The organism is Alteromonas sp. MB-3u-76 (assembly GCF_002831605.1).
In the GTDB taxonomy this organism is placed as follows: domain Bacteria; phylum Pseudomonadota; class Gammaproteobacteria; order Enterobacterales; family Alteromonadaceae; genus Alteromonas; species Alteromonas hispanica.
The window spans coordinates 1,747,353-1,772,516 of the sequence record NZ_CP025115.1; the positions used below are offsets into that span (position 1 = coordinate 1,747,353).

Genomic DNA, 25,164 nt, shown 5'->3' on the forward strand with positions numbered 1-25,164 from the left:
TAACACTTTAGGTATATCGATACACACTAAAAAGGGGCATAAGCCCCTTTTTGTTTATCTAATTACTTGGTGTCTGCAAACCAGTCGTCTATCAATGGCGACTGCTCACCGTTATTTAGAATTTATTCGAAGCCAAGCGTTACTTGTCCACGAATTTCTCCAGAAGGGAATGCATCTGAGTGGAAATTTGTGTAATAGCCAGCCGCCTGCATTGTCATCATTTGGTCAGCTGTAAGCGCTGTGCCGCTTGGCACAGACCAAACGCCATCCATACCTTCAAGACCTAAAATGACAGCACCATTGGCACCAGCAACACCTTCATGAATGTGAGCCATGTTGGCAGTCATACCGGTTATGGTAACGCTACCTGACAACGCACCTGTGGTGGTATTCAACGTAAATGCACCTGCGCCAGTCGCTGCAGTATCAACAGCTGGAACTTCCTGAGCACCGGTGGCTACAATGCCAAATACCTGAATGTTGTCTGGTGTAATTTGGCCGCGGATCTCACCACTCGGATTGGCTTCTGTGTGCACATTCACATAATGTCCGCCAGAGAGCAATTGCGCCGCGGTTGCTTCATCTAGTGGAACATAACCCTCTGTCATCCACGTACCTGCGGTCATTTCGCTTTCTACTAACGCTACAACAACGCCTCCGTTTTCGCCTGCAAATCCGCTGTGGATGTGCGCCATGGTCGCATTGTCTATCGTTGTCGCGGCAACAAGGTATACAGAATCTGAAGTGGTATCAAACAGAGCATAGCCGGAGCCAGATGCCATGGTATCTACCGTAGGAACAGATTGATTACCACTTAGTGGAAAAGTCACTACAGCTGTTGTATCTGGCACAATTTGTCCACGTACTTCACCACTAGGGTTCGCGTCTGTATGCACGTTTAAATACCATTCACCACTCGTTAATGCGTCTAAGTTACTTGGTGAGATGTTAGTTTGTGCAAGTTCGTATGTTCCATTGCCTGCATCAGTAAGAGGAAAGGCTACGGGCCCATTCATACCAAGCCCGCCATCGTGAACATGAACGCCAGTTACGTTGGTTAAACCCGATACATCAACGCTTACGCTAAATGCTGGTAAGTCTTCATCAATCTCAACCACTGCAGATGCTGTAGACATTGTGTCAACTGCTGGTACTTCTTGTGACCCGCTTAGGCTTACATTATAGGTCATGTCTGCATTGAATGCGGGTGGCGGTGGTGCTAAACCGTCTAATAGTGCTAATTGAGGAAGGTCGCCTTCCATGTCGCCGTCTAACGCGATGGCGGTATAAATGCTACCATTTTCTAAACTAAGCACACCGGTTTCAATTGCGGCTGTTTTTGTACCAGTAGGAGTTACGGTTACCACGTAGTCGCCTTCTCCCAGGCTTACATAACCGGTTTCAGCTAAATCTCCAGTAGAATAAGCAATATCACTGAAAGCAGGCTCGACTGCATCAATTTCACCGTCAGCCGTTACGTAAATATCAACGTTACCCGCACTTGGTGATGAGTGAACAATGCGTACCTTCGCCTCTGTTGCAACAGAGCGTGGCATATCTACAAGTACATCTAACTCTGGGGCTGCTAGCGTGTTATTGGCAATTGCGGTGTAAGACATACCGATCTCAAGTGCGAGTTCGGCATCATCAACAGCAACAATACTGTTATCAGCGTCAGCTACCACGTCGATTAGGTAATCACCTGGTGCAACCGATAGATAGTCTGTAGTACGAGGGAATTGAATTCCATCAACTAGCACAATCTCATTGTTGGCTATTACGTCCACTGCTGGCGCGTCACTAATACCGTGCACAACGCGAACGTTTGATGGTGTTGCAGCATCCCAAATCTTAACGCTACCTTCGCCATCTGCAACTAATAATGTAACAGGAGAGTCGCCTGTACCAACGTTGTTTGTAGCCGCGATAAGTAAGTCTGCGCCATCAGTAAGCTCTACTGTGCCAGAATCGTAAACCACGGTAGTTTCGCCAGCTGGCGTGATGCGGATTTGATATTCACCAGCCGAAACCTGCGTAAGGCCTGTAAAATCGGTGAATTCTGCGGTTACAAGAGGTTGCTCTGCGGTAATATCCGTACCCGGTGCAGTAACGTAAACGTCAACTGTCGGCGCTAATGATGCGGCGTGGACTATCTGTACTTGTGCGTTACCCGCTTCAACAGCTGTTTCTGCGCTGGTAACAGGTAATAATGCCAGTGAACTATCGCCTACGTTGCCTACTGCAAACACGTCATAATTAGTGTCTGCTTCTAACGTAAGATCTGCCTGTAAAACTTCTGCATTATCACCCGGTAAAATACCTGTTACACCAATATCGTAAGTTCCAGTCTCAACTTCAAATCTGGAGGAGGCTACTTGGTAATCAACGTTTTCTAAGTTGTTTAATATCGCATCATTTGCTGTGATATTTACCATGGGCGCATCAGACGCAGCATGTATTACTCGAACGTTGGCAAATTCAGGTGGTGGTAATGGTTGCTCTACGGCGTCGTCATCGTCATCTGAGCAACCTAATAAAAACAGGGGAATAACTGAAAAAGCTAAGAGAGCTTTGGTCCTTCTCATCGGTGTATCCTCTAATTGATGTAAGACCCTCAACTTTACGCCTTCATATTATTCACAGATCATTAACGAAATTAACATTAATGAATTGTAATACTTAAGTTTAATATTCCCGCGAGTTTTGCTGAGTTTTTAGTACGTTGTTTTTCATTTATTTTCAATTTTATCAGTGGTTTAGGGGTTTTTTTGGCCTTGCGCTTTGTGGGTGAGTTTTTAATATGTGCAGTTAGCAATGTATCGTCACACTTTTTATGTAAAAAAAATGGTGCGGTGATTGAACTATGTCGAAAAACAGTGGACTAAATTACAGTAGTTAGAGAAAACGAAATTGAGTTTGTTTTCTGAAATGTGTGTTCCAAGTTGAGTGTGTTTGTTGCCCCGCCTTTGTAGCGGGGCTTTTTTATGGGCTTCGCGCTCGAAAGCTGTGAAGCAAATACTACTTACTCGTTAATTAAAGCTTCAACGTCTGCAACGAAACTGTCATCAGTTGGTTTTGTTGAACTTGGATAATGGGTAATCTTCGTTCCCGTTTTGTCGATTAGGTATTTGTTAAAGTTCCAAGAAGGCTCTTTGCCAGTAGCCGCTTTCAGCATACGATACATGGGGTCGGCATCTTCTCCGCGCACGGCAGTAGGTTCAAACATAGGAAATTTTACGCCGTAAGTAAGCTCGCATAACTCTGCGGTTTTACCTTCATCTTTCGCTTCTTGATTAAAGTCGTGAGAGGGAAAACCTAGCACAACAAAGTCTTCATCTTTATATTCACTGTATAGTGCTTCTAGTCCTTCAAACTGTGGCGTAAAACCGCAATAGCTTGCAGTATTTACTACAAGAACGGCTTTGCCTGCGTATTCGTCGCACAAATTGACCGTTTCCTGTGAGTTAAGTTTACGCTTCATAAATTTCAAAACGCTAGGACATTCGTTTGCCATTGCTGGCTGAAAAAGTAGTGCGGCAACCGTAAAAACGCCCGCTGATATTTTTGTTAGATTCATTTTTCTCTACCCTTTGACATAAATTAATTATTATTCGCTTGCGTGTAACACACTCCTTATACGCGCATTACACGCAAAATGGAGCATTAATACCATATATGGACCCTCTCCGATTGCAAGACACCGTGTTGACTTATTAACGTGATTCATTGCTGCCATATATTCGGCTTTTTCATGAAGTCATTTGACTTCTAGCCTTGATGGTTGTTCGCACCTTGTTGTCTCATCAATCCGGCGGCCTCGAAGGCCATTGGTATAAACTGATTTGAACAAGATGGTTATGAACCGTTAATCATCAGTACATTGTCTTTTTGCAATATGTTGATAGGCTTCCTGTTTTAGATTATTTACTTAACTTTGGTTTGGGTTTCATCGGCTAAGCCGCTGCTTTATTTATCAGTCCCGGCTGATAATCCTGTTGGTAATGCAGCATAGCCCAGGCCATTCTTACCATTTTGTTAGCCAGTGCGACGCACGCCTTGTTAAAGCTCATGCGGGCTAAACATGCCCGACACCACTGACTCACGTTATCGGTTTTATCTCCAATATGGCGCAAGGCGGCTCTGGCTCCGTTAATCATCTGGGTGCGTAAATACGTGTTCCCTCGCTTGCTAATACCTAACAACCTCGGGTTATCTCCCGTTGTATGTTGTTTGGGCACTACACCTAACCAAGCGGCTAAATGTCGGCCGCTATTAAAAGCCTGGCCTTGTCCAATGCCTGCATATAACGCGGTAGCAATCAATGGCCCGATTCCTGTCATGCTCATTAAACGCTCGCATACAGGCTGGCTTTGTGAGAACGCTTTCAACTCCTTGTCCATTTCTTTTATGCGCTCCCGCAGTTCCCGCAAATCATTGAGTAAGCCTTGAAACTGTCGGCGAGCTAGCATACTCAATCCATTGTCAGCCTCTTCCAGGGTAAAAGGCAGTTCTTTCACCAAAGCCGCTACACCCCGTGCATACACAATACCGTATTCGCTCAACAAGCCTCTTATCTGATTACTCAACGCCGTTTGCTGCGCTATCATACGCTCTCTAATCCGATGCATAAGCTGGACATCTTGTTGTTCCTGAGACTTAAACGGCACAAATCGCATCCCTTCGCGTTGTGAAGCCTCGGCTATCGCCTCTGCATCATTGTAATCATGTTTATTGCCTTTTCGGTATGCTACAACGTATTGCGGTGCTATCGCTTTGACTTCATGCCCGGCTTTCGTCAATTCCCTGCACCAGTAATGGCAACTTCCACAGGCTTCCATCACTACAATGCTTGGCTCCAGATGACTAAAATAGGACAACATCTGGTGACGCCTTAACTTCTTCTTTCTGAGCACTCTGCCTGATTGATTCATAAAAACTAAATGAAAAACAGACTTGGCGATATCAAGACCTATTGTTATCTTATTCATGTGACCCTCTTCTTCTTGATAGTGATTTGAATAACTCTATCTTGGCTCATTTGAAGCCTTTATGGGAGGAGAGGGTCCATACCATTAAGCCGCATAGATAATTACCCACTCAGAATGAAGCTAGGAAGCTTGCCAGACCTTCCCGAAGGGCGAGTTTAAAATGTCCGTACTCTTTGTTGTGTCACCTTGATGTAGAACCACTATACCTGCGGTAACACGCCGCGATTACGAACATTTTAAGTCTCGCTGAGTGGTTAAGTATCTATGCGGTTTGGTATTTTATTTATTACTTGAGTGCTTACGTTCAGGCCGATATTTGCGCAGCAAATGTCAACACATCATATGCTAGTAAGCTATTGTTGCGTTTGTTGCACATATGTTAAAGACGAACGTTGACGACACTATAAGCCCTTTGCGTATAATGCCGGTGGGTTTCACACAACAATGATGAAAAAAATGAAAAAATATAATTCTTTGCTTATTGCCGCAAGCGTAACAATTGCACTTGGTGGTTGCGTAAGCACCAATACTAAAAATGAAACGACTGCGGTGTCTGCGTCTAACACCATTGTTGAATCGGTAACGCCACAAACAAACCTTGCATCAGCATCTGCCGCTTCGAAAAACGGTGAGATAACGTTAAAACAAATTATGTCCGATCCGCAGTGGATAGGAGCCTTGCCCACCAATATGGGGTGGTCGGTAGATGGTTCAGCCATTGTCTTTGAAAGAGAGCGCGAGAACAGCGCTCTCAGTGATGTGTATGTTATCGATAGCAATAACGTAGGAAAAGAAAGCAAAGCGCCGCTAGCCGATATGCACACATACCGCTATGACGAAAGGGTTGAGAGAGGCGATGGTGTTGTTGCCTTCAGATTTAAAGACAGTGTCTATGTGCAATTTACCAATGGTAAAACGGTACAGCTTACTCGCGGCGGTAACCCGCTTTCTACGCTATCGTTTATGACCGATGGTCGCCTCATGGCAACAAGTGGTAATAAGTTTATCGCTATCAACTTAGAAAACGGCACTCGGGAAGAGTTGGTCAGTTGGGTTTTCGACGACGCTCCAACAGCGGTTAACCCTGCTAAGGATTATATTGCTGAAGAGCAACAATCACTTATCGAATATATCAAGCTGCAAAGGCAAAACCAAAAAGACCGTGACGCGGCAAACAAACAGCTGGCCTCGGTAAATACAGCTGTTGCGCCTTCGCCTTTTTACTTTGACAAGTCTCATCGCCTTGCGGGTATAAGTGTGTCTCCAGCGGGTAATTACGCTGTGGTAGCCACCACTGAAAGTAAACCTACCAGAGATGATAGCGATATCATGCCGCATTATATTCAAGAAGACAGTCGAATAGCTGCGAAGCCAGTAAGACAGCGAGTGGCTGATGCAGAGCCTGAGAGCCACGATTTATGGCTATTGAATTTAAAAACCGGCGAAAAATCTGAGCTTAATTACTTTAATCTACCAGGCTATAACGACGATGTGTTGGCAGACGTAAAAGCAGAAAATGCAAAGGCAAACGGTGAAACTTATGAAGTGAACCGCTTGCCCCGTCCCATTAAGTTGTTTCAAAGCTGGTATTGGACAAAGCCTTCTATTCGCTGGCACAAAAATGGAAATGCTGTAGCAGTTATGCTGGAGGCATGGGACAACAAAGACCGCTGGATTACTACCGTAGATTTAGAGGACATAACCCTCGACAGTCAACACCGCCTTCATGACGACGCTTGGGTTAACTATCGTTTCAACGACTTCGGTTGGTTAAATAATAGTGAAACGCTGTATTATCAATCTGAACATACAGGTTACGCTCATGTGTATTTGCAAAAACCGGGAAAAAACCCGGTAGCGCTAACCAAAGGCAATTATATCGTTGATGATATCACTCTCAGCAATGACGATAATTATATCTATTATAAAGCAAACAGTGAGCATCCAGGTATCTACGAGATTTATCGAGTTGATACGCAAACAAAAGCAATTGAAACGCTTACTAATTTAAATGGCATAACAGATTACTCATTAAGCCCAGATGGCGACACGCTACTTCTCAGTCACAGTAAAGTTAATCGTCCGCCCGAGCTTTATGTTAAGCCCGCAGAAGCTACAACCGTAGCAAAGCAAATTACATCGAGTTTGAGCGAAGAGTTTGCTTCGTTACCTTGGGCTGTGCCTAACGTTGTAGCCATAGAGTCGTCGCATACCGATGCACCAATTTATGCTCGCGTGTACTTACCTGAAGGATACGACAGCACTAAGAAAAATAAGGCCGTAGTGTTTAATCATGGCGCAGGCTATTTACAAAATGCCCATATGGGGTGGTCGGGCTATTTCCGTGAGTACATGTTCCACAGCATGCTGGTACAACAAGGTTATGTAGTGCTAGATATGGATTACCGTGCTTCTGCCGGGTATGGCAGAGATTGGAGAACGGCGATTTATCGTCAAATGGGCACGCCAGAGGTGCAGGATTTACGTGATGGCATCAACTATTTAGTGGAAAATGCTAATGTAGACAGAGAGCGCATCGGCACATATGGCGGTTCATACGGTGGGTTCCTAACCTTTATGTCTATGTTCACAGCGCCAGATTTATTTGCCGCTGGTGCTGCATTAAGACCGGTTACCGATTGGGCTCATTACAATACGCCGTATACCTCAAATATTCTAAACACACCAGATGTGGATCCCATTGCCTATGAGCGCAGTTCGCCTATTTATTTTGCAGAAGGGTTAGAAAAGCCGCTGCTGATAAATGCGCCTATGGTTGATGACAACGTCTTTTTCCACGATACCGTTCGTTTGGTACAACGGCTAATTGAACTAGAAAAAGAAGACTTTGAGACTGCAATATATCCTGTAGAGCCGCATGGCTTCGTTCAGCCAAGTTCATGGTTAGATGAATACCGTAGGATCTATAAGTTATTTGAAGAAAATTTGTAGTCGTATTTACCATCCACAAAAAAGCCCAACATTCGTTGGGCTTTCGTTGAACTATTAAAAATAAAGTTCTAGTCGTACAAAAGGGGCTCATAATCAATGAGCACCTTTTTCAAAAATCCTTTTTATGAGCGCGCTTTATTTCGGGCAGAACATTTATTTCAATAGACCTTACTTCAGAACAAATACTTGCTCTACAGGTACTGCAAAATAAGCCGCAATTCGTAATGCGATGACCACCGATGGAGTGAAGCGTCCGGTCTCAACGGTGCTAATGGTTTTTCGAGATACGCCAATGGCGTCGGCGAGCTCTTGCTGAGAAATCTTATGCTGTAATCTGAGTTTGTGTATGTGGTTATCTACATCTTCATTCATCAATCACTTCCTCGCCACGCTATTCATCAAAATTATCTTCTACACGATGCTCTTCCTCACGAAGGTTCCATAAAATCAACGTGCCATGGGTGGCCACAGCGAAGCCAAGCAACATCTGAATTGCATCTGTAATTCCAAAGGGAGCAATGAGTTCAACAAACCATCTACTGTCTCCGCTATAAGCGAGAAAAATTGCGCCAACTACCATGATGTGACACGTAGCGCGAAGGCTCGATGAACTAACATGATCCACATACTCATCGGTAAACTTTAGTGTCCAATAACCCATGCGCGTTATGTGTTTTGCAAATTTCATCGACTTTACTGACAGCACTATGCAAAAAATAATGCTTACGAATAGAGTTAAATCCAAAATCCAATTAACAACTGAATTAGTGCCAGTAACTATTTCTGAACACAATTGAGCTAGGAGAAAAACCGCTAAAACAACACTGATTTTTCCCGTAATGGTTAAATATTGATGTTCCGTTTCTGGTAGTACTGCTGTTGATCTTGCCATTTTTATAATCCTTTTTTTGAACGACGAACTTTGTATTTGCGACGAACTCTTTATTTGATGTGAAAGTGCCGTTACTTGCTCACTGCGTTTAACGTTACGTGTGATACCTAAACGCACCAAATGTAACCTCTAGGTATCAATGATGCCCAAAGGTTACACAAAGGCAATCTTTTTTTCACTGATTAGGTCAATTAGCTTTAATTTTAAGAAATTATTGAGGCGGTATTTCGGCTTTAGCTCTCCAAGAGCGAGCCATTCTTTAATCAACCTCTGGCCAAGATCTAGCCGCTATTTAGTCAGTCTTAAGCCAAAAAAACAGCCAGTACGAATCGTGTAACCGGCGTAAAACGACGATTGGGAAAAGCGTGGAGTAAGAAAAGGGCAGGTTGAAAAGTGAGTAAAACAGGGAATGCCCGCGTATTTAAGTAAACAGCGGGCGAGTAACGTAGGTAATAAAGCGAAGCTTACAAAAAGATAAGTTATAAGAGCCTAGGCTGTAAAAGACTAGTCTGTAAAAGGCTATGCCCGCTTAGCCGTACTTATCATTAGAAGAAAAATAATTAATCCGCCCACTGCACCAAACATATGGGCATCAACAGCAACTTTTGCATCAATCAGCTCAGCAACTTGTGCGCTACTGCCATTGTATTGTTCGTAGCCCACCTTAATCGCAATGCCTACAAGTAATAGCCAGCCTGATGTCATTTTTTCTTTGATGTCCATACAAGCGCCCCACACGAATAAACCGTGTAACGCACCGGATAAACCCGCATACCAAATGAGGTTTTCTGAAAAGAAATAAAGGCCAGCGCTGGTGGCTAGGCAACACCAAACAAAGACTTTTAAAAATCGAGTAGGAAGGTAGTGTTCGCCGTGTAGTGCCCAGAGTAGAGTTAATCCAACAATATTTAGCAAAAGGTGATAACCATTTGTATGGACGATATTTCCAGTAATAAGGCGCCACGTATCCAAACCCTGAATAGCGTAGCGGTCGTAAGCTAGCCAATCACTTGATTGAGGTTCAAAGAAGAAGGCAATAAACGAGCACAAGGCTAATATTAAAGGGCCTGCACTGTACTTAAACGAAAACGGCAGTGAAATCATTAGCGATAGTTATTTTTTTATTTTGAGTTTGGTCGCTATGATACAGAAAATTACCCTACGGGTGAAAACAGATATTTACCCGAATAATAAAAACTCGACAGGAAAGGATAAAAAATGTCTTTGATATTAGTAGAGAGAGCTCAGCAAACGCTAACTATTACCATTAACAGAGCGGATAAAAAAAATGCGCTCACCCGTGAGATGTATCAACTCATGGCCGATGCGATTTTAAGTATCAAGAACGATGGTGTGACAAAAGCGGTTGTAATAAAAGGTAATGGCGACTGCTTTACTGCGGGTAACGATATTAGTGACTTTGCGGCGCAAAAAGAAGGTGCTCAGGTACCTGAGACAGCAGCGTTTATGCGATCTCTTATGACCTGTGTTGTACCTGTTATTGCACAGGTGCATGGTCTAGCGGTAGGTATTGGTACCACTTTACTTTTACACTGCGACTTTGTTTATGCCACACGGGATAGTAAATTTGTTTTGCCATTCATTAATTTAGGCCTTGTTCCTGAATATGCATCAAGTTATCTTTTACCTAAAATGGTGGGCCACATCAAAGCGGCGCAGTGGTTAATGCTCGGTGAGCCTTTTTCCGCTAACGATGCCTATCAATTTGGCCTTCTTACTGAGATAGTAGATGAGCAAAACATTGCGCATGCAGTGGCCTCTACTGTTGAGAAATTGGTTAGTAAACCGAGCTTTGCGCTTCTTCAAACTAAAGCGCTCTTAAAAGGCGAAGCTGAGGATGTGACTCAGCAGATGAATGCCGAGTTTGATATTTTCCTTGAGGCGCTTACCATGCCTGCAGCGCAAGAGGCATTTGACGCATTCCTTAAGAAGCGCCCCATCAATCCAGAGAAATTTAAATAAGAGGAAACACTATTTTGAGGTTCAGTTCTTTCTTTCGCACATCGTTATTAGCATTTGCGGTTACCGGTGTTTTATCTACGACGTTACAAGCAAAACAAGCACGAGAGGTTGGAGAGCCAGAAGCCGCCACGGGATATGTTGAAAAGAAGGCTTTTGAGGCTAATGACTACATGGTTGTTGCAGCAAACCCTTATGCTTCTTGGGCCGGAAAGAACATTATTGAAAAGGGCGGAAGCGCAATTGATGCGGCTATAGCAATTCAATCTATGCTGACATTGGTCGAGCCTCAATCTTCGGGTATTGGCGGTGGAGCATTTATTCTCTATTGGGATAATAAAAACAAAGTGCTGCATACCTTTGACGGCAGAGAAGCAGCGCCAAAAGCGGTGAATTCACATTGGTTTATTGAGGGTAATAAGCCAATGAAGTGGATTGATGCAGTGGTTGGTGGCAAGTCAGTGGGAGTACCTGGAGCGGTAAAAGCCTTGGAATTAGCCCACGGCGAATTTGGGAAGCTGCCATGGAACACGTTATTTGACGACACCATCAACACAGCTCAAGAAGGTTTCAAAGTATCGCCTCGGCTGGCAAAGTTAGTCGCTCTCGATTATCACCCCGGTTTAAAAACGTTTCCCGCAAGCGCAACTTACTTTTTCCCGGCAGGAATGCCGTTGAAAGAGGGGGCAATACGAAAAAACAGAAAACTAGCCAAAACATTGAAGGGCATTGCTGAAAATGGCAGCGATTATCTTCTTAAAGGCGAACTTGCCGAAGAGATTGTGGCCGCAGTTAATTCTGCTGAAATCAATCCAGGGCAAATGTCGGTAGACGACTTAGCTAATTACGAAGCGAAAAAGCGCAGCCCAGTTTGCGGTACATACCATGAAAAGCGTATTTGCGGCATGCCACCGCCAAGTTCTGGTGGCGTCAACGTTTTTCAAATTTTAAAAATGTTAGAAGACAAAAATATTGGTCAATATCCTCTAGACTCTGCAGAGTTTGCGCATTTATATACTCAAGCAAGCGCGCTCTCCTACGCTGACAGAGAAAAGTATATTGCCGATAGCGATTTTACCAACCTTCCTTTCGCCGCAATGATTAACACAGCCTATTTAGAGCGAAGAGCAGAGGGAATAAGTTTAGAAGAGCGCTGGCATCGTGCAAGAGCCGGTAATCCTTATGCGGGAACAGAGATTGCTATGGGAACCTCCATGGAATTACCGAATACGTCTCATTTATCTATTGTAGATAAAGAGGGTAATGCGGTTTCGATGACAACAAGTATCGAATTCATGTTTGGTTCGGGCATTATGGTAGGTGGTTTTCTACTCAATAATCAGCTAACAGACTTTTCATTTTCGCCTACGAAAAACCGCTTCCCTGTTCCTAACCGGGTAGAGCCGGGTAAGCGTCCTCGCAGTGCAATGAGCCCAACAATGGTATTCGATGAAGAAGGCGAATTAGAAATTGTGGTGGGCTCGCCAGGTGGTTCAAGAATAGTGAGTTATGTCGCACAAACTCTTATTGGTATGTTGGATTACGGGTTAAATATTCAAGAGGCCATAAATCTTCCTAAAATAACCAATAGAAACGATTACACAGCGCTCGAGAAAGGCACCCCCATTATTGGTTTAGAAGAGCCGCTCAAGGCGTTGGGTCATAATGTCAAAGTGATAGATCTGAACAGTGGGTTACACGGCATTCAGGTCAAATCAGGTAAGTTGATAGGTGGCGCCGACCCGAGAAGAGAAGGGATTGCAGTTGGGAAGTAGCGAAGCTAGCTCAACATAAAAGCTAATCGATATCCAAATAAGTATAGAGCGGTTCGCAGATGGCTTATTGCTCTATACTTTAAATACGGTGTCACTAAAATTTAACTTGGCAAAAGGAAAGCTTGTAACATGGATTTTTTATTGAACGTTTTAATATGGGTAGGCGTTGTCATTTTCGCTGTTTTCTTTATTGGTTTTTTTGCAGCAATGAAACTCAATAAGCGCCAAGACGACAACAACAATAACAAGCCTAACCCGTAAGCCCTTCCATTTTGTGGTTACTTCTCTAAGTCGTAAGCCCTAAATGCGTTGGGTAATAGTTCGCCAATGGTTGTTTCAAGTCTTTCACCGGTATTGGTTATCATGGTTACTGGGGTGTCATCGCTGGCAAACTCTGCAATCTTTTGTCTACAGCCGCCGCAGGGAAAGCACATACCTTCATTAGGGCTTGCAATAACGATGTGAGCGATACGCTTGTGTCCATTAGAAACCATACTGCCAATTGCTGAAGCTTCTGCACACTGACCCAAAGGGAAGGCGGCATTTTCTACGTTGCAGCCTGCAAACATATCACCAGAGTCAGTTTCTATAGCGGCACCAACTTTAAAACCAGAGTAAGGGGAATGGGAAAAGCGCTGTGCGTTAAAAGCAAGTTGTGACAGTTTTTCTAGGTTATTTTTCTTCATAGCTACCTTTGTTACCCGCCTATTACACTTTACTTTTCTCACTAAATGCGAGAAGGTTGCGGCATCAACGCCGCGCCAGGTGTGTACTTTTTATACCAGCGGATTTTTCTTTTTTTACAGAATGCTTTTTTACCATGCGCAGAAACGTTAGTCTCATCTTTTTTTTCCTAATTGCTTGTATTTTAACCGGTTGTGCGCAAACACAGCCAGAAGCTCAGCGCAGTCAAATGGGGAACCTCCTACTGGCCGAGCCGGCGCCCGCGAACCCTCGCTCGCAAATGGCTATTGCTCGATATAATCAGATATTAACAAGCGCTGCTTTATCTGACGGAGATAAAGCAGAATTGCATTTTCAGCGCGGTATGTTGTACGACAGCGTGGGCCTTAATGGCTTAGCGCAGTTCGACTATAGCCAAGCAATAAACTTAAAGCCAGACTACGCAGAGGCGTACAACTCCATTGGCATTCACTATATTCAACAAAACGACTTTATTCAGGCGTATGAAGCGTTTGATTCAACGCTTGAGATAAACCCAGACTTAGACTTTGCGTTTTTGAATCGCGGTATAGCGCTTTATTACGGTGGCAGAGCAGAGTTGGCTACCAGTGACTTAGCGGTATTTCTTAAAAAAGACGAAAAAGACCCGTTCAGAGCGCTGTGGTCTTATTTTGCAAACTATGAAGTATCACCTCAACAAGGCGCAGAATATTTAGCGTCGATAAGACCTTTATTAGACAACGGACACTGGGCTACTTCACTTGTTGATTTGTTTTTAGGTGTTGTTGATGAAAATACGGTACTTAATTCATTACTAAAAGGTATCGCAAGTCAAAAAGCACTTACCGACCGTTTGTGTGAGGCTTACTTTTACTTAGGTAAGTACCATAGCCAAAGGGGAAATAAAGGCATTGCCTCGAACTATTTTAAATTAGCGCTGAGCACCAATGTTTATGACTATGTTGAACATAGATACGCACGTATAGAGCTAAATCGATTGCGTCAGCGAACCGACGATGTGTCGGTAGACAGCGAATAGTTCGTTTAAACAATGCGCGGTTTATTCTTGGCAGTGCTTGCACTGCTTGTTGTGGCGGGTGATACAAGCCGCTACATCCCTCAACTGGTGTTTAATGCCAACGCCATCCTTGCTAGTGCGGACCAAAAAAGCACGAGGGATGTAGAGGCAGATCACATGCGAGCGGCGTTTTCATTATTGTGGCGTGCCGCATTACTGCAAGCCCGCGAAGAAAGCTCCCAAGAAGCTTCTCAACAAAGCGCTCCTTCTGCTGTGAAAGCAGATGCCAGCGCAGAACAATTACTCGTAGCCGCGTTAGAGAAGATAAACGCCCACAGCGAGAAAGAAAGCGCTTCTGCTGATTCAGTAGCGTTTCCAGAATTACCAAACAATATTGAAACCACGGAAGTCGCTAAGCAACAAGTTAGTCAAAACGCTGAGCGTAATTACGCAAGCGATGCTTATCCATTAGATACCGAGTATTGGCTGCAAAAATTGGTGACGCTAGACAACGCTGATGCGGCCTGGTTGCTCTATCAACAAAAAGGCAGTGACGGTACATCAGAAGAGTTCATGGCGTTAGCTGCCAAGGGAAACGTGCCTGAGGCGCAATTGGCCTATGCCATGTCGTCGCAAAACCCTAAAAAACGAGAGAAATGGTTGATTCGTGCGGCAGAGCAGGGCTATGTGCCTGCTCAGGCGGCTTTGGCCGACTGGTATCTTCTGCATGATGAAAATGCGAAAGCAAAGCCTTTACTTGCTGCAACAGCCTCTTTAGATATGCAGAGCGCGTTCAAATATGGCCGTTTGTTATGGGATGACGGTGAATTTAACGAGGCTAAAAAATACCTAAGTGAAGCGGCTCAACTAGGACAAACGCAAGCAAAAGATGCATTGGCCATTATAGAGCGCTATTCACCTACAGCGCTTAACAATATTAAACCGTATAACTGGGGCGAAGAGGGGCGCTGTTTACAGCGAATTCAACCTTTTGCATCAACGTTAGCCACTATGACTAGGGCAGATAGCTTTTATCGTAAATTTAATAACGATGACAGGCTTGCATCGCTCTCGCTCTGTGTTGCACCTCCAGTATGGCTTCAAAAAGACGTACTGAAATGTACCGACAGTTTCAATAATAGGAATTTGTTGGGATGCGACGTGACACCTTTAGCAAGCATTGCCAAAAAGCGACAGTTCAGTCATGCGGTTGTTGTTGCCAAGCAAGGCAAAGCAAACGTGCAAAACGGTGTCATGTATTTGGATATCGGCGATACGTATTCGGTTTTTGTGCATGAACTTGCTCACTTTGCGGGTTTTGCTGATGAGTATCCGATAGCAAAAAGTATGGCGACGAAGTTGTGTAATACACAGCGTATAGGCGACTTTGCGCCGCCAAATTTGGTTATCGATAGCCCCAATTACTACTCACCCATAGAAACCGTTGCTCGCTGGTCGGCAATCGACCCGAATACAATTGTTGCAAAGGCAAAAACCTGTGAAGGGCTGGCGCTGAAAAGTTATAAGCCAAGTAGGCGTATTACATTTATGGAACACCACGATTCCGGCGTAATACCGCCACTCTATTTAGTGTTATGGCAACAGCAATTGGAAAAGCAAGAGGCTCAGCGCCCTATATCAATGAACTTTTTTCAGGCGTTTCATCACAAAGGTAATCAAAACGAGGCCGCTTACTGGCTAGCTACCTACGAAGCGTTTGTTGCTAAGTCACAGTCCAAATAATAATTCATAATTGCATAGCCGCATAATTGCGTTCTCGCGCATCTACGATGACGCCTGTTACGCGTCATCTTTTAATTCATTTACCCACATTGCCGTTGCCCCGCAAATTGCTACCGGCATAATGATGAAATTCACTACGGGGATTAAAGAGAAAATATTTACCATCATGCCAAAACTCATGGCTTTGCCTTTATGCTCGGACAAATGAAGACGCATCCGGGTAAAAGGAACCTTATGATTATCATACGGGTAGTCACAATATTGAATAGCCATCATCCAAGCGTTAAAAAGAAACCACAAAACTTGGCCTATTACGGGCAAGATAAAGAAAAGTAATAGAAACCCAATTGCACGAGGTAAATACCACGCGAGCTTAGTTACTTCACGGCCCAATGTGCGGGGAATGTCTTTAATTAGGGCCATTACCCCTTCATCACCTAATGCTTGTCCGCTTAAGTGGCGCTCTACTTTTTCTGATAATACGCCGTTGAATGGCGCTGCAATCCAGTTGGCTAGGGTGCCAAAGATAAGTGCAAAAATCAGCAAAACGCTTATTACAGCCAAAGGCCAAAGTAGGAACGAGATAGCGGTTTTAATCCAGCCAAGCCATTCGGGAACTAAGTTGATGACATAGGCGATACCTGACTCAATTTGACCAAATAAAAAGTAAAAAGCCACTGAAAATAGAATAAGATTTATGGCAAAAGGAACAAAAACAAATCGCTTCAGCCCCTTCGTCTTTATTAGCGAAAATCCCATGAAAAAATAATTTACACCGCCAGCACTCATTCGCTCTCCTTAAAAAAATTACGTTAAAACAGTACCTCTCACTGTCAAACGTGATATTAAAAATCACATCAAATATAACACCAAACACTATCATCATATTATCCAACACGGTCAGACAGAAATGTTAATTGTTACAAGCTGTATGATTTGGTAGAGTCGATAAGATAATAAAAAGACAATACTGTGTGCTATTGCATTAAAAAATAACGTGAAAACCGCTCATTCACCACCCATTTTCGCTAAACGTGTAAACAATACGCAAACCATTGTTTGTCGTTTTGCTGTGCTTGTTTATATGAGGGCAGAGTGTGCGCCTTAAAAAAATAAAGCTTGCTGGCTTTAAATCTTTTGTTGAACCCACCGTTATTCCTTTTCCTGGTGAAATGACCGCAGTAGTAGGGCCAAACGGTTGTGGAAAGTCCAACGTCATAGATGCGGTTCGATGGGTGCTTGGCGAAAGCTCTGCAAAAAATTTGCGTGGTGACGCAATGACCGATGTTATTTTTAACGGTTCTACGACAAGAAAGCCTGTAGGTCAGTGCAGTGTTGAATTGATATTCGACAACACGAGCGGGCGTATTGTTGGAGAGTATGCTAACTATAACGAACTCTCTGTAAAACGTCTGGTAACACGGGAAGCGCAATCTACTTATTTTCTTAATGGTACAAAATGCCGAAGACGTGACGTAACAGATCTATTCTTAGGAACAGGGTTAGGGCCCCGGTCATACGCCATTATTGAGCAAGGTATGATTTCCCGTCTTATTGAGTCAAAACCTCAAGAGTTGCGGGTGTTTATTGAAGAAGCCGCGGGAATTTCCAAATACAAAGAGCGCAGACGTGAAACTGAAAACCGCATCAAACATACCCTCGATAATTTAGACCGCCTCACAGATGTGCGCGATGAGCTTGGCCGGCAGTTAGAAAAGCTGCAAAGACAGGCAGCAGCAGCGACGCGATATAAAGCGCTACGGTCTCAGGTAAGAGAACTAAAAGGGCAGCTTGCTGCAATTCGGTTTTTAAAAAACAGTGAGCATATTGAAAAACTAGAAACTGAAAAAGCGTCTCAAATATCTGAGATGGAGGCGTTAATAGCGCGTCAGCAGGGTGATGAAGCTGGCGTCAACATGTATAAAGAAAAGCAATCAGACCTAAAACAAACAGTAGATGATATTCAACAATCCCTTTTCACCACCAGTACATCTATCACTCGTTTAGAGCAAAATGCGCTGCATGCCAAACAGCGAGCAACACAAGTTGAACAGGAGATATCCCGTATCAACGAACAACAGCAGCTGTTACGGCACTCGTTGCAAGAAGCGCAAACATTGCTGTCGCAATCCCACGATTCACTGCTGGAAATAGAGCCCGAGCTTGAAATTAACGAGGCAGAACTGTACAGCGTGAAAGAGCGTTTTGAAGACGCTGAACAACTGTTGCGCGATGTAAATGCGTCTGCAAGGCAGCAAGAAGCTGCATTCAACCAAATTAAAAGCAAGGTGCAAGAGAGCCACAGCCAAATTCAATCTCTTATGAATGTTCAATTGCGCACCTCTCAAAGAATAAGCGAAATACAACAAGAGCTTTCTCAAACCCAAGATGAGAACTTTGAAGAGCAATTGGCGATTTTGGATGCGCAAGCTGAAGAGGCAGAAGAGAATGTGTTTGCGCTTCGAGAAAAAGTGAGTGACCTTACAACCTCAGAATCTGAAGCCAGTGAAGAGTTAGAGTTAGTCCGCAATGAGCTAGAAGAGGTAACCGGAAAACTTCATGCTGCAAGGTCTACGCATTCCGCATTAAGCGCACTGCAAAGTGATGCATCGCGCTATGTTTCTCATCAAGACAGCAATGAGCAAGTGGCGAAAACGCTGTGGCAATCTATTTACGCTCCAGACTTGTTAGCGCCCTGTATTGAGGTAGTGCTTCAATATCTCAATCAACCACTTTTATCTAAAAAGGATGAAGTGGCTTCTGTGTTTTCACAACAGGAGGCGTTACCTAGCGGCGTGAGGATATTTACTGAGTCTGTATTTACAGATAAGGCAGAGCCTGGAACGTTGGCTTTCGCACTTCTTGAGTTTTCAGAAAATCAGCGAGTGCCCAGCTTTTTGAACGACATTTTTATCTTTCAAAATGACGAAGATCTCTTTAGTGACCAAACCAAAGACAAATTAAAAGACAGCGGCAAGAGTGCGATGTCGCACAGTGGCTTATGGTGCGGTGAAAATTGGTTATTAAAGCCTGGTAAAACTGAAGACGGAGTACTTCAACGTGCGAATAAGCTAACTTTATTAGAAAACGAAATGCAGACTCTTGAGGAAGCAAAACTGTCAGGCCAAGAGCGGGTTGAGATGGCTCAGCTATCGATTAATAACATACGTCAAGAGATACAGAAGCATCAATCAGAATTGTTAGAGTGTGAGGGTGCGTATCAGCAAAGTAAAAATGCTCGTTCGTTGTTAGCGATGCAGCAGCAACAGCAGCAGTCGAGAATGACTAAACTGCAAGATGAATTGGCAGCGCAGCAAGCTCTTCAGCAGGAGGAAGAGAGCCAGCTAGAGATGCTTTCTGAGTCGCTCACTCTTTATGAACAGCAGCTTTCAGAGTGTGAAGAAACACTTGCAGATGTGAATGAAAGGCGAGAACGAGAAGAGCTCAGTATAGTGGAGCTTAGAGCGCAAGTAGAAATGTTAACCTCTAAAAAGCACGAGCTTGCGCTAAAAAAACAACAGCTTGATAATCATCAAAAAATGTACAGCGAGCAGGTGAGTCGAAATGAAAGTCAGATGAAAGAGTACGTTGAAACCACATCTCGACTTACCGACGAGCTTTCACAGTTAACATCACCGCAAGAGACCCAGCATGAAGAGCTTCAGGTGCTACTCGAGAATAAGCACGAGTTAGAGCACCAGCGTAGCGAAGCGCTCGCACAGCTAGAAGATATAGAACAATGGCTTCGCGAGGCTGAAAAAGGGCAGCAGGCTTTAGGAAAGGATATTCAGGCTAGACAGGCGCACATCGACACACTCAAAATAGAGATAGAGGGTCATCGAGTACGTGGGAATACGGTATTAGAGCAACTTCAAGAGTCTAAGCAGTCGCTAAAAACACTTCTTGCCGAACTTCCTGAAGACGCCGATGAAAATAAATGGCAGCAAGAGCTAGAGAAAACACAAGCGAGTTTACAGCGTTTAGGCGCTGTAAACCTTGCTGCGGTAGAAGAGTTTGAAACACAATCTCAACGCAAATCGCACTTAGATGAGCAGCATGAAGATTTAACCAATGCACTGGAGACCTTGCAGGCTGCAATCCGAAAAATAGACAAAGAGACACGAAGCCGCTTCTCGAATACCTTTGAGCAAGTAAACGAAGATTTAAAAACGCTCTTTCCAAAGGTGTTTGGCGGTGGTTCAGCCTATCTTGCGCTTACAGATGATGACTTACTTGAAACAGGGGTGACCATTATGGCTCGTCCACCGGGTAAGAAAAATAGTACAATTCATCTTTTAAGCGGTGGAGAAAAAGCATTAACCGCTTTATCATTGGTATTTGCAATTTTCAGATTAAATCCGGCGCCCTTCTGTCTACTCGATGAAGTTGACGCGCCGCTAGACGATGCTAACGTGGGCCGTTTTTGCAATCTGGTGTCACAAATGTCTGAGACAGTGCAGTTTATTTACATTACCCATAATAAAATAGCGATGGAAATGGCGAGTCACCTAACGGGTGTCACAATGGCCGAACCTGGTGTATCGCGCATGGTTGCCGTTGATGTCGACGAAGCCGTTGCATTCGCAGAAGCATAACAAAGGGCGAAAGAATTAAATGGAAGATGAATTACGTCTATTTCTACTGTTAGGTGGTTCTGTTTTTATCATAGGCGTGTTGGCCCATGGTATTTGGAAAATAAGAAACAACAGTAAACCGGAAGAAAAGCAGCGTCTTGAGCCACGTCAGTGGGACGAGAATGATGACGATGAGTATACAGAGTCGCGCGATGACAGTGGTTTTGACGAACTCGGTATTGGCAGTGTAAGGGTAGTGGGCGATAGTCCAAATTCTGAACCCGCTTCTGACAGTGAACAGAACAAGGCATCTACCGACTTCAGCAATGAAGAAAACAGGCAGTCACTTTCCAGTGATCATTTGGCCAGTGATTATTTGGCCAATGGTGGTTCATCTTACGCGAGCGAAAAGGAAGACAGCGCAGATACTGATACGACTGATGGCGAGAAAAACAGCGCCGTTATTGCCACGCCTGCTGAAGAAAACCCAGACTCTCAAGAGCAGCGTTCTACGCTCTATGGTTCGGTAATAACGAATCCAAAACCTCACATAAAAAACAGTAGTCGTCACGCAGCTGAACCAGCAACGCTAAGAAATGACAATATTGCTGACTTTCCCGAGCCACCCGATTTTTTACTCAGAGATTCTGAAACCTCTGAAGACACAGAAAGTTCCATGCAGGCTGAGACTTCGGGACAAGCAGATAGCTCTGTAGATGATAGCTCTTTGCCAGTAAGCTCCACATCTGAAACAAGTGCCTCGACTCATGAGTCTTCTCATGATGCAACTTCATCATCAAATACTCATGCAAACAGCACAACGGCACAGATGAAAAGTGCACCTCGTTCAGAAGTGCCTAAGGCCACCTCAACGCTTTACGTAGACGCGACAAGAGATGAAGGTGAGAATACTGGAGCACGTGTTGAGCCTATCTTTTCCGACCCGTTGAATAATGAAAGCTATGATGAAAAGCCGCAGGGTAGACAGCGTTTATCAAAAACACGACGTAGTAAAAGTCCTGCGAGAAAACGTGAAGAGCCAAACTTTGGTGATGATCAGATGCGCATTGATTTTGATGACAGCGAATCGCAAGCATCATCTGCCTCGAAAGAGTCATCGAGCAGCAATTCATCAGAACCTCCGGCGCAAGAAGTATTAGTACTTAACGTTCGAACACCTAATGATGCACCTATCTCGGGCGCTGCCTTGCTACCCATGTTGCTAACCCTAGGTTTCAAGTTTGGCGATCAGGATATCTTTCACCGCCACGTCAACTCTAATGGCAAAGGACCCGTTTTATTTAGTCTTGCCAATATGTTCAAACCAGGCGTTTTTGATATAGATAATTTAGAGAACTTCGATACTCAGGGTGTGTCTTTATTTATGATCCTACCTATTGAGGGCGATCCGCATCAGGTTTTTAATATGATGCACAACGCTGCGCGCAAATTGGCTGATGAGTTCAATGCTCAGGTTCTCGATGGTCGCAGAAGCATGCTTACCAAACAAGGCTTGCAGCAGTATGTTGAGAAAATTCGTGAATTTGAGCGTAAAAGAATGATCTCTCGAAGCTGATTGAGTGTTTCTAAGCTGTAGTTGAGTCGAGGGGTAAAGGCCCTAAACGACATTTAGCATTTATTTTTACAAGGACTTGAACAGCAGGTCCTTTTTCATTTAAGCAGAAGTGTAAACGCTAATTTTACCTCTACTTTAATAATTTCAAATTTTTATGGTGTGATTTCGACTCTATGTCCAATACCTTAGAGAAAGCAAAAAACGACGTGGCAGCGCTACGTAAACAACTCAATGAATATAACTATCAGTATTATGTTCTTGACGACCCGTCAGTGCCCGATGCCCAGTACGACAGGGATATGCAGGCATTAATTGCGCTAGAGCAAGAATTCCCAGAACTGAAAAGTGCTAACTCTCCCAGTCAAAAGGTAGGCGGTGCTGCACTATCTGCTTTTGAGCAAGTGACACACGAAGTTCCTATGCTGTCTTTAGACAACGCGTTTGACGATGCATCTTTATTGGCGTTTGAAAAGCGCCTCAAAGATCGCCTTAAAGACACTGCATCACTCTCATTTAGTTGTGAACCCAAGCTTGATGGCCTTGCTGTGAGTATTTTGTACGAAAATGGCGAGCTTGTGCGTGCTGCAACAAGAGGCGATGGACAGGTAGGGGAAAACATAACTGCCAATGTACGAACTATTTCTAATATTCCATTGTCTTTACGAGGAGAACAATGGCCTGAAAGAGTTGAAGTGCGCGGTGAAGTGTTTATGCCTAGAGATGGGTTTGAAAAGCTGAATGAGAGTCAGCGTGGGAAGGGGGCAAAAGTTTTCGCCAACCCGCGCAACGCGGCCGCGGGCAGCTTGCGACAGCTAGACTCGAAAATTACCGCAAAAAGGCCACTCATGTTTTACGCCTATTCTCTAGGCGTGGTGCAACCAGACACTTTTGAATTGCCAAATAGTCACAGTGAGCGCCTTAATAAACTGGCATCGTGGGGGCTTCCCTTATGCCCAGATATCAGCACTGCCGATGGCGGGAACGGGTGTTTGGAATACTACAATCTTATTCTTAATAAACGGGATGCCCTGCCGTACGACATTGATGGAGTGGTGTTTAAGGTAGATGATATTGCTATACAAAACAGGCTTGGATTTGTCGCCAGAGCACCGCGCTGGGCAATTGCACAAAAGTTCCCGGCTCAGGAAGAAGTCACAACACTGATTGATGTAGAGTTTCAGGTAGGGCGCACTGGCGCAATTACGCCGGTTGCCAGACTTGAACCTGTGTTTGTTGGTGGTGTTACAGTATCAAACGCTACGCTACACAACCAAGACGAGATTGAGCGATTAGGCGTAAAGGTAGGCGATACCGTTGTAATTAGGCGAGCTGGAGATGTTATTCCTCAGGTGGTTTCTGTGGTTGAAGCGAACCGTACTGGTAGTGAAACTGAAATCAATTTTCCCCAACAGTGCCCAGTGTGCGATTCAAATGTTGAGAAACTAGAAGACGAAGCTGTGGCAAGGTGTACCGGTGGTTTAATTTGTGCAGCACAAAGGAAACAAGCGCTTAAGCACTTTGCCTCTCGTAAAGCTTTTGATATCGATGGACTTGGCGACAAGTTAGTCGATCAACTTGTTGATGCTGATTTAGTGCACACTCCGGCCGACTTTTTTACCTTACCTTTAAGTAGCTTAATAGGTTTGGAGAGAATGGCAGAAAAGTCGGCCACCAAACTGTTAGATTCACTGGAAGCCTCTAAAAAAACGACACTGGCAAAATTTCTTTATGCGTTAGGTATTCGTGAAGTAGGCGAAGCAACTGCGGCTAACTTGGCCATGCACTTCACCACGTTAGATGCTATTCAAACCGCAACCCTTGAAGCATTAGTAGAGGTTCAGGATGTTGGTAATGTTGTGGCAGAACATATCTTTAACTTTTTCAACGAAAGCCACAATACCGACGTAATCAATGCTCTATTAGAGGTAGGAATACATTGGCCTGCGGTTGAAAAAAGAGAAGAAGCAAACTTACCGCTTAAAGGACAAACTTGCGTGATTACGGGCACATTAAGTGAAATGGGGCGTTCAGATGCCAAAGCTCGTCTTCAGGTGTTAGGCGCTAAGGTTGCAGGTTCGGTATCGAAAAACACCGATTTCTTAGTGGCTGGTGAAAAAGCAGGCTCTAAACTGACGAAAGCTCAAGAACTTGATGTTGATGTATGGGACGAAGCTACTCTGATAGCTTTTCTGAACGAGCATGAGGCATAAAACGAGCATGAGGTGTAGCATAGAACAATACCCGTGTAGGGTATTCTGACTCATTTCACGCAGCGCGTTAACTGCAGGGAGTGCACGTTAACGTCTTAAGCCTCTAAAAAAAGCTAGTGAGCAGTGCGCGCTAGCTTTTTCATATCTTAGCGCAATATAGCATGCGGAAGTTAACGCTCTTCTAACGCTCTTCTAATTCTCATCTATGCGGTTGTGTTTTCTGCGTTCCCACGCCTTTCTTACCTGAAAGCGCCATATCCAGTTAAGCGATAGATAGCCCGCTAATCCAAAAACCACTGAACATATTCCGCATCCCACCAAAAACGCAGGCCCTATGGTATTGATACTTTCAACTACCCACTGCCAGCTAAATTGAAATTCAAAGTGTTCAGGTTTGGTCCCAAGTACAGTAGTTCCTACCTTATAGGCACCATAGAATATGGGAGGAATAGTGAAGGGATTGGTTATCCATACGGTAGCAACTGACAGGGGGATATTGGCTCTAAACGGAATAGCAACACCCGCAGATAGCCACATTTGAAATGGCACCGGCCAGAATGCAAAGAAAAGCCCAATGCCAAACGCACCAGACGCTGAGCGGCGATTTAGATGCCATAAATTCGGCTCATGAAGAACATGGCCAAACACTTTAAGGGCTTTGTTTTTCTTGATGCTTTGATGATCTGGCAGAAAGCGTCGAATAAATTTCTTAGGCATAGAGTTCGATGCTTCTCAAATTAAGAGTCAAAAAGAACATGATAGCTCGCAATGT

General features: G+C 44.1%; 18 protein-coding genes. 9 read left to right on the forward strand and 9 right to left on the reverse strand.

Going from position 1 to position 25,164, the window contains the following annotated elements; all coding sequences use genetic code 11:
• Window positions 1–122 precede the first annotated feature (122 nt).
• The 3 genes from CW735_RS07810 to CW735_RS07820 all read right to left on the reverse strand — a co-directional run bounded on the left by CW735_RS07810 (window position 123) and on the right by CW735_RS07820 (window position 4,988).
• Window positions 123–2,585, reverse strand: a complete 2,463-nt coding sequence (locus CW735_RS07810; RefSeq protein WP_100971597.1) for a CHRD domain-containing protein — start codon at window positions 2,583–2,585, stop codon at window positions 123–125.
• 437 nt (window positions 2,586–3,022) lie between these two features.
• On the reverse strand, window positions 3,023–3,577 hold the full coding sequence (locus CW735_RS07815; protein WP_100971599.1) for a glutathione peroxidase: 555 nt from the start codon (window positions 3,575–3,577) through the stop codon (window positions 3,023–3,025).
• A 376-nt stretch (window positions 3,578–3,953) separates the two neighbouring features.
• Window positions 3,954–4,988, reverse strand: coding sequence for an IS110 family transposase (locus tag CW735_RS07820; protein ID WP_100970735.1), 1,035 nt, complete (start codon window positions 4,986–4,988; stop codon window positions 3,954–3,956).
• Window positions 4,989–5,444: 456 nt separating this feature from the next.
• Between CW735_RS07820 and CW735_RS07825 the strand changes: the two genes are divergently transcribed.
• On the forward strand, window positions 5,445–7,940 hold the full coding sequence (locus CW735_RS07825; RefSeq protein WP_100973210.1) for a S9 family peptidase: 2,496 nt from the start codon (window positions 5,445–5,447) through the stop codon (window positions 7,938–7,940).
• Between the two features lie 168 nt (window positions 7,941–8,108).
• Here the strand turns inward: CW735_RS07825 and CW735_RS07830 are convergent, their stop codons facing one another.
• The 3 genes from CW735_RS07830 to rrtA form a co-directional block, all read right to left on the reverse strand.
• Window positions 8,109–8,312, reverse strand: a complete 204-nt coding sequence (locus CW735_RS07830; protein ID WP_100971601.1) for a helix-turn-helix transcriptional regulator — start codon at window positions 8,310–8,312, stop codon at window positions 8,109–8,111.
• Between the two features lie 19 nt (window positions 8,313–8,331).
• On the reverse strand, window positions 8,332–8,832 hold the full coding sequence (locus CW735_RS07835; RefSeq protein ID WP_100971603.1) for a hypothetical protein: 501 nt from the start codon (window positions 8,830–8,832) through the stop codon (window positions 8,332–8,334).
• Window positions 8,833–9,351: 519 nt separating this feature from the next.
• Window positions 9,352–9,936, reverse strand: a complete 585-nt coding sequence (rrtA, locus tag CW735_RS07840) for a rhombosortase (RefSeq protein ID WP_100971604.1) — start codon at window positions 9,934–9,936, stop codon at window positions 9,352–9,354.
• 114 nt (window positions 9,937–10,050) lie between these two features.
• On the opposite strand from rrtA, the gene CW735_RS07845 reads away from it, so the two are divergent.
• The 3 genes from CW735_RS07845 (at window position 10,051) to CW735_RS20005 (ending at window position 12,848) form a co-directional block, all read left to right on the forward strand.
• Entirely contained in the window at window positions 10,051–10,815 is a 765-nt protein-coding gene (locus CW735_RS07845) for an enoyl-CoA hydratase (protein ID WP_071979781.1), read from the forward strand.
• A gap of 14 nt (window positions 10,816–10,829) precedes the next feature.
• Window positions 10,830–12,587 carry a gamma-glutamyltransferase gene (gene ggt, locus CW735_RS07850; RefSeq protein WP_100971606.1) on the forward strand — a complete coding sequence of 586 codons (1,758 nt, stop codon included), beginning with the start codon at window positions 10,830–10,832 and terminating at the stop codon, window positions 12,585–12,587.
• Window positions 12,588–12,716: 129 nt separating this feature from the next.
• Window positions 12,717–12,848 (forward strand): hypothetical protein, encoded by a 132-nt coding sequence (locus CW735_RS20005; protein ID WP_269748044.1) that lies wholly within the window; start codon window positions 12,717–12,719, stop codon window positions 12,846–12,848.
• 17 nt (window positions 12,849–12,865) lie between these two features.
• On the opposite strand, the gene cdd is transcribed toward CW735_RS20005, so the two are convergent.
• Window positions 12,866–13,273 carry a cytidine deaminase gene (gene cdd / locus CW735_RS07855; RefSeq protein WP_100971608.1) on the reverse strand — a complete coding sequence of 136 codons (408 nt, stop codon included), beginning with the start codon at window positions 13,271–13,273 and terminating at the stop codon, window positions 12,866–12,868.
• Between the two features lie 134 nt (window positions 13,274–13,407).
• On the opposite strand from cdd, the gene nlpI reads away from it, so the two are divergent.
• Entirely contained in the window at window positions 13,408–14,310 is a 903-nt protein-coding gene (gene nlpI, locus CW735_RS07860) for a lipoprotein NlpI (RefSeq protein ID WP_071979778.1), read from the forward strand.
• Window positions 14,311–14,322: 12 nt separating this feature from the next.
• Window positions 14,323–16,032: a hypothetical protein gene (locus CW735_RS07865; RefSeq protein ID WP_100971610.1), complete on the forward strand. Its 1,710-nt coding sequence runs from the start codon at window positions 14,323–14,325 to the stop codon at window positions 16,030–16,032.
• Window positions 16,033–16,089: 57 nt separating this feature from the next.
• Here CW735_RS07865 and cysZ read toward each other — a convergent pair whose 3' ends face one another.
• Window positions 16,090–16,821 carry a sulfate transporter CysZ gene (gene cysZ, locus CW735_RS07870; protein WP_071979776.1) on the reverse strand — a complete coding sequence of 244 codons (732 nt, stop codon included), beginning with the start codon at window positions 16,819–16,821 and terminating at the stop codon, window positions 16,090–16,092.
• 308 nt (window positions 16,822–17,129) lie between these two features.
• Here cysZ and smc point away from each other — a divergent pair, with 308 nt between their 5' ends.
• From smc to ligA, 3 genes are all read left to right on the forward strand, one after another.
• A complete protein-coding gene (gene smc / locus CW735_RS07875) occupies window positions 17,130–20,627 on the forward strand; it encodes a chromosome segregation protein SMC (RefSeq protein ID WP_071979775.1) in 3,498 nt (1,165 codons plus the stop codon).
• Window positions 20,628–20,646: 19 nt separating this feature from the next.
• On the forward strand, window positions 20,647–22,182 hold the full coding sequence (gene zipA, locus CW735_RS07880) for a cell division protein ZipA (RefSeq protein WP_100971612.1): 1,536 nt from the start codon (window positions 20,647–20,649) through the stop codon (window positions 22,180–22,182).
• 173 nt (window positions 22,183–22,355) lie between these two features.
• On the forward strand, window positions 22,356–24,392 hold the full coding sequence (ligA, locus tag CW735_RS07885; protein WP_100971614.1) for an NAD-dependent DNA ligase LigA: 2,037 nt from the start codon (window positions 22,356–22,358) through the stop codon (window positions 24,390–24,392).
• A 192-nt stretch (window positions 24,393–24,584) separates the two neighbouring features.
• Here the strand turns inward: ligA and CW735_RS07890 are convergent, their stop codons facing one another.
• On the reverse strand, window positions 24,585–25,109 hold the full coding sequence (locus tag CW735_RS07890; protein ID WP_071979772.1) for a DUF2062 domain-containing protein: 525 nt from the start codon (window positions 25,107–25,109) through the stop codon (window positions 24,585–24,587).
• Window positions 25,110–25,164: the final 55 nt, after the last annotated feature.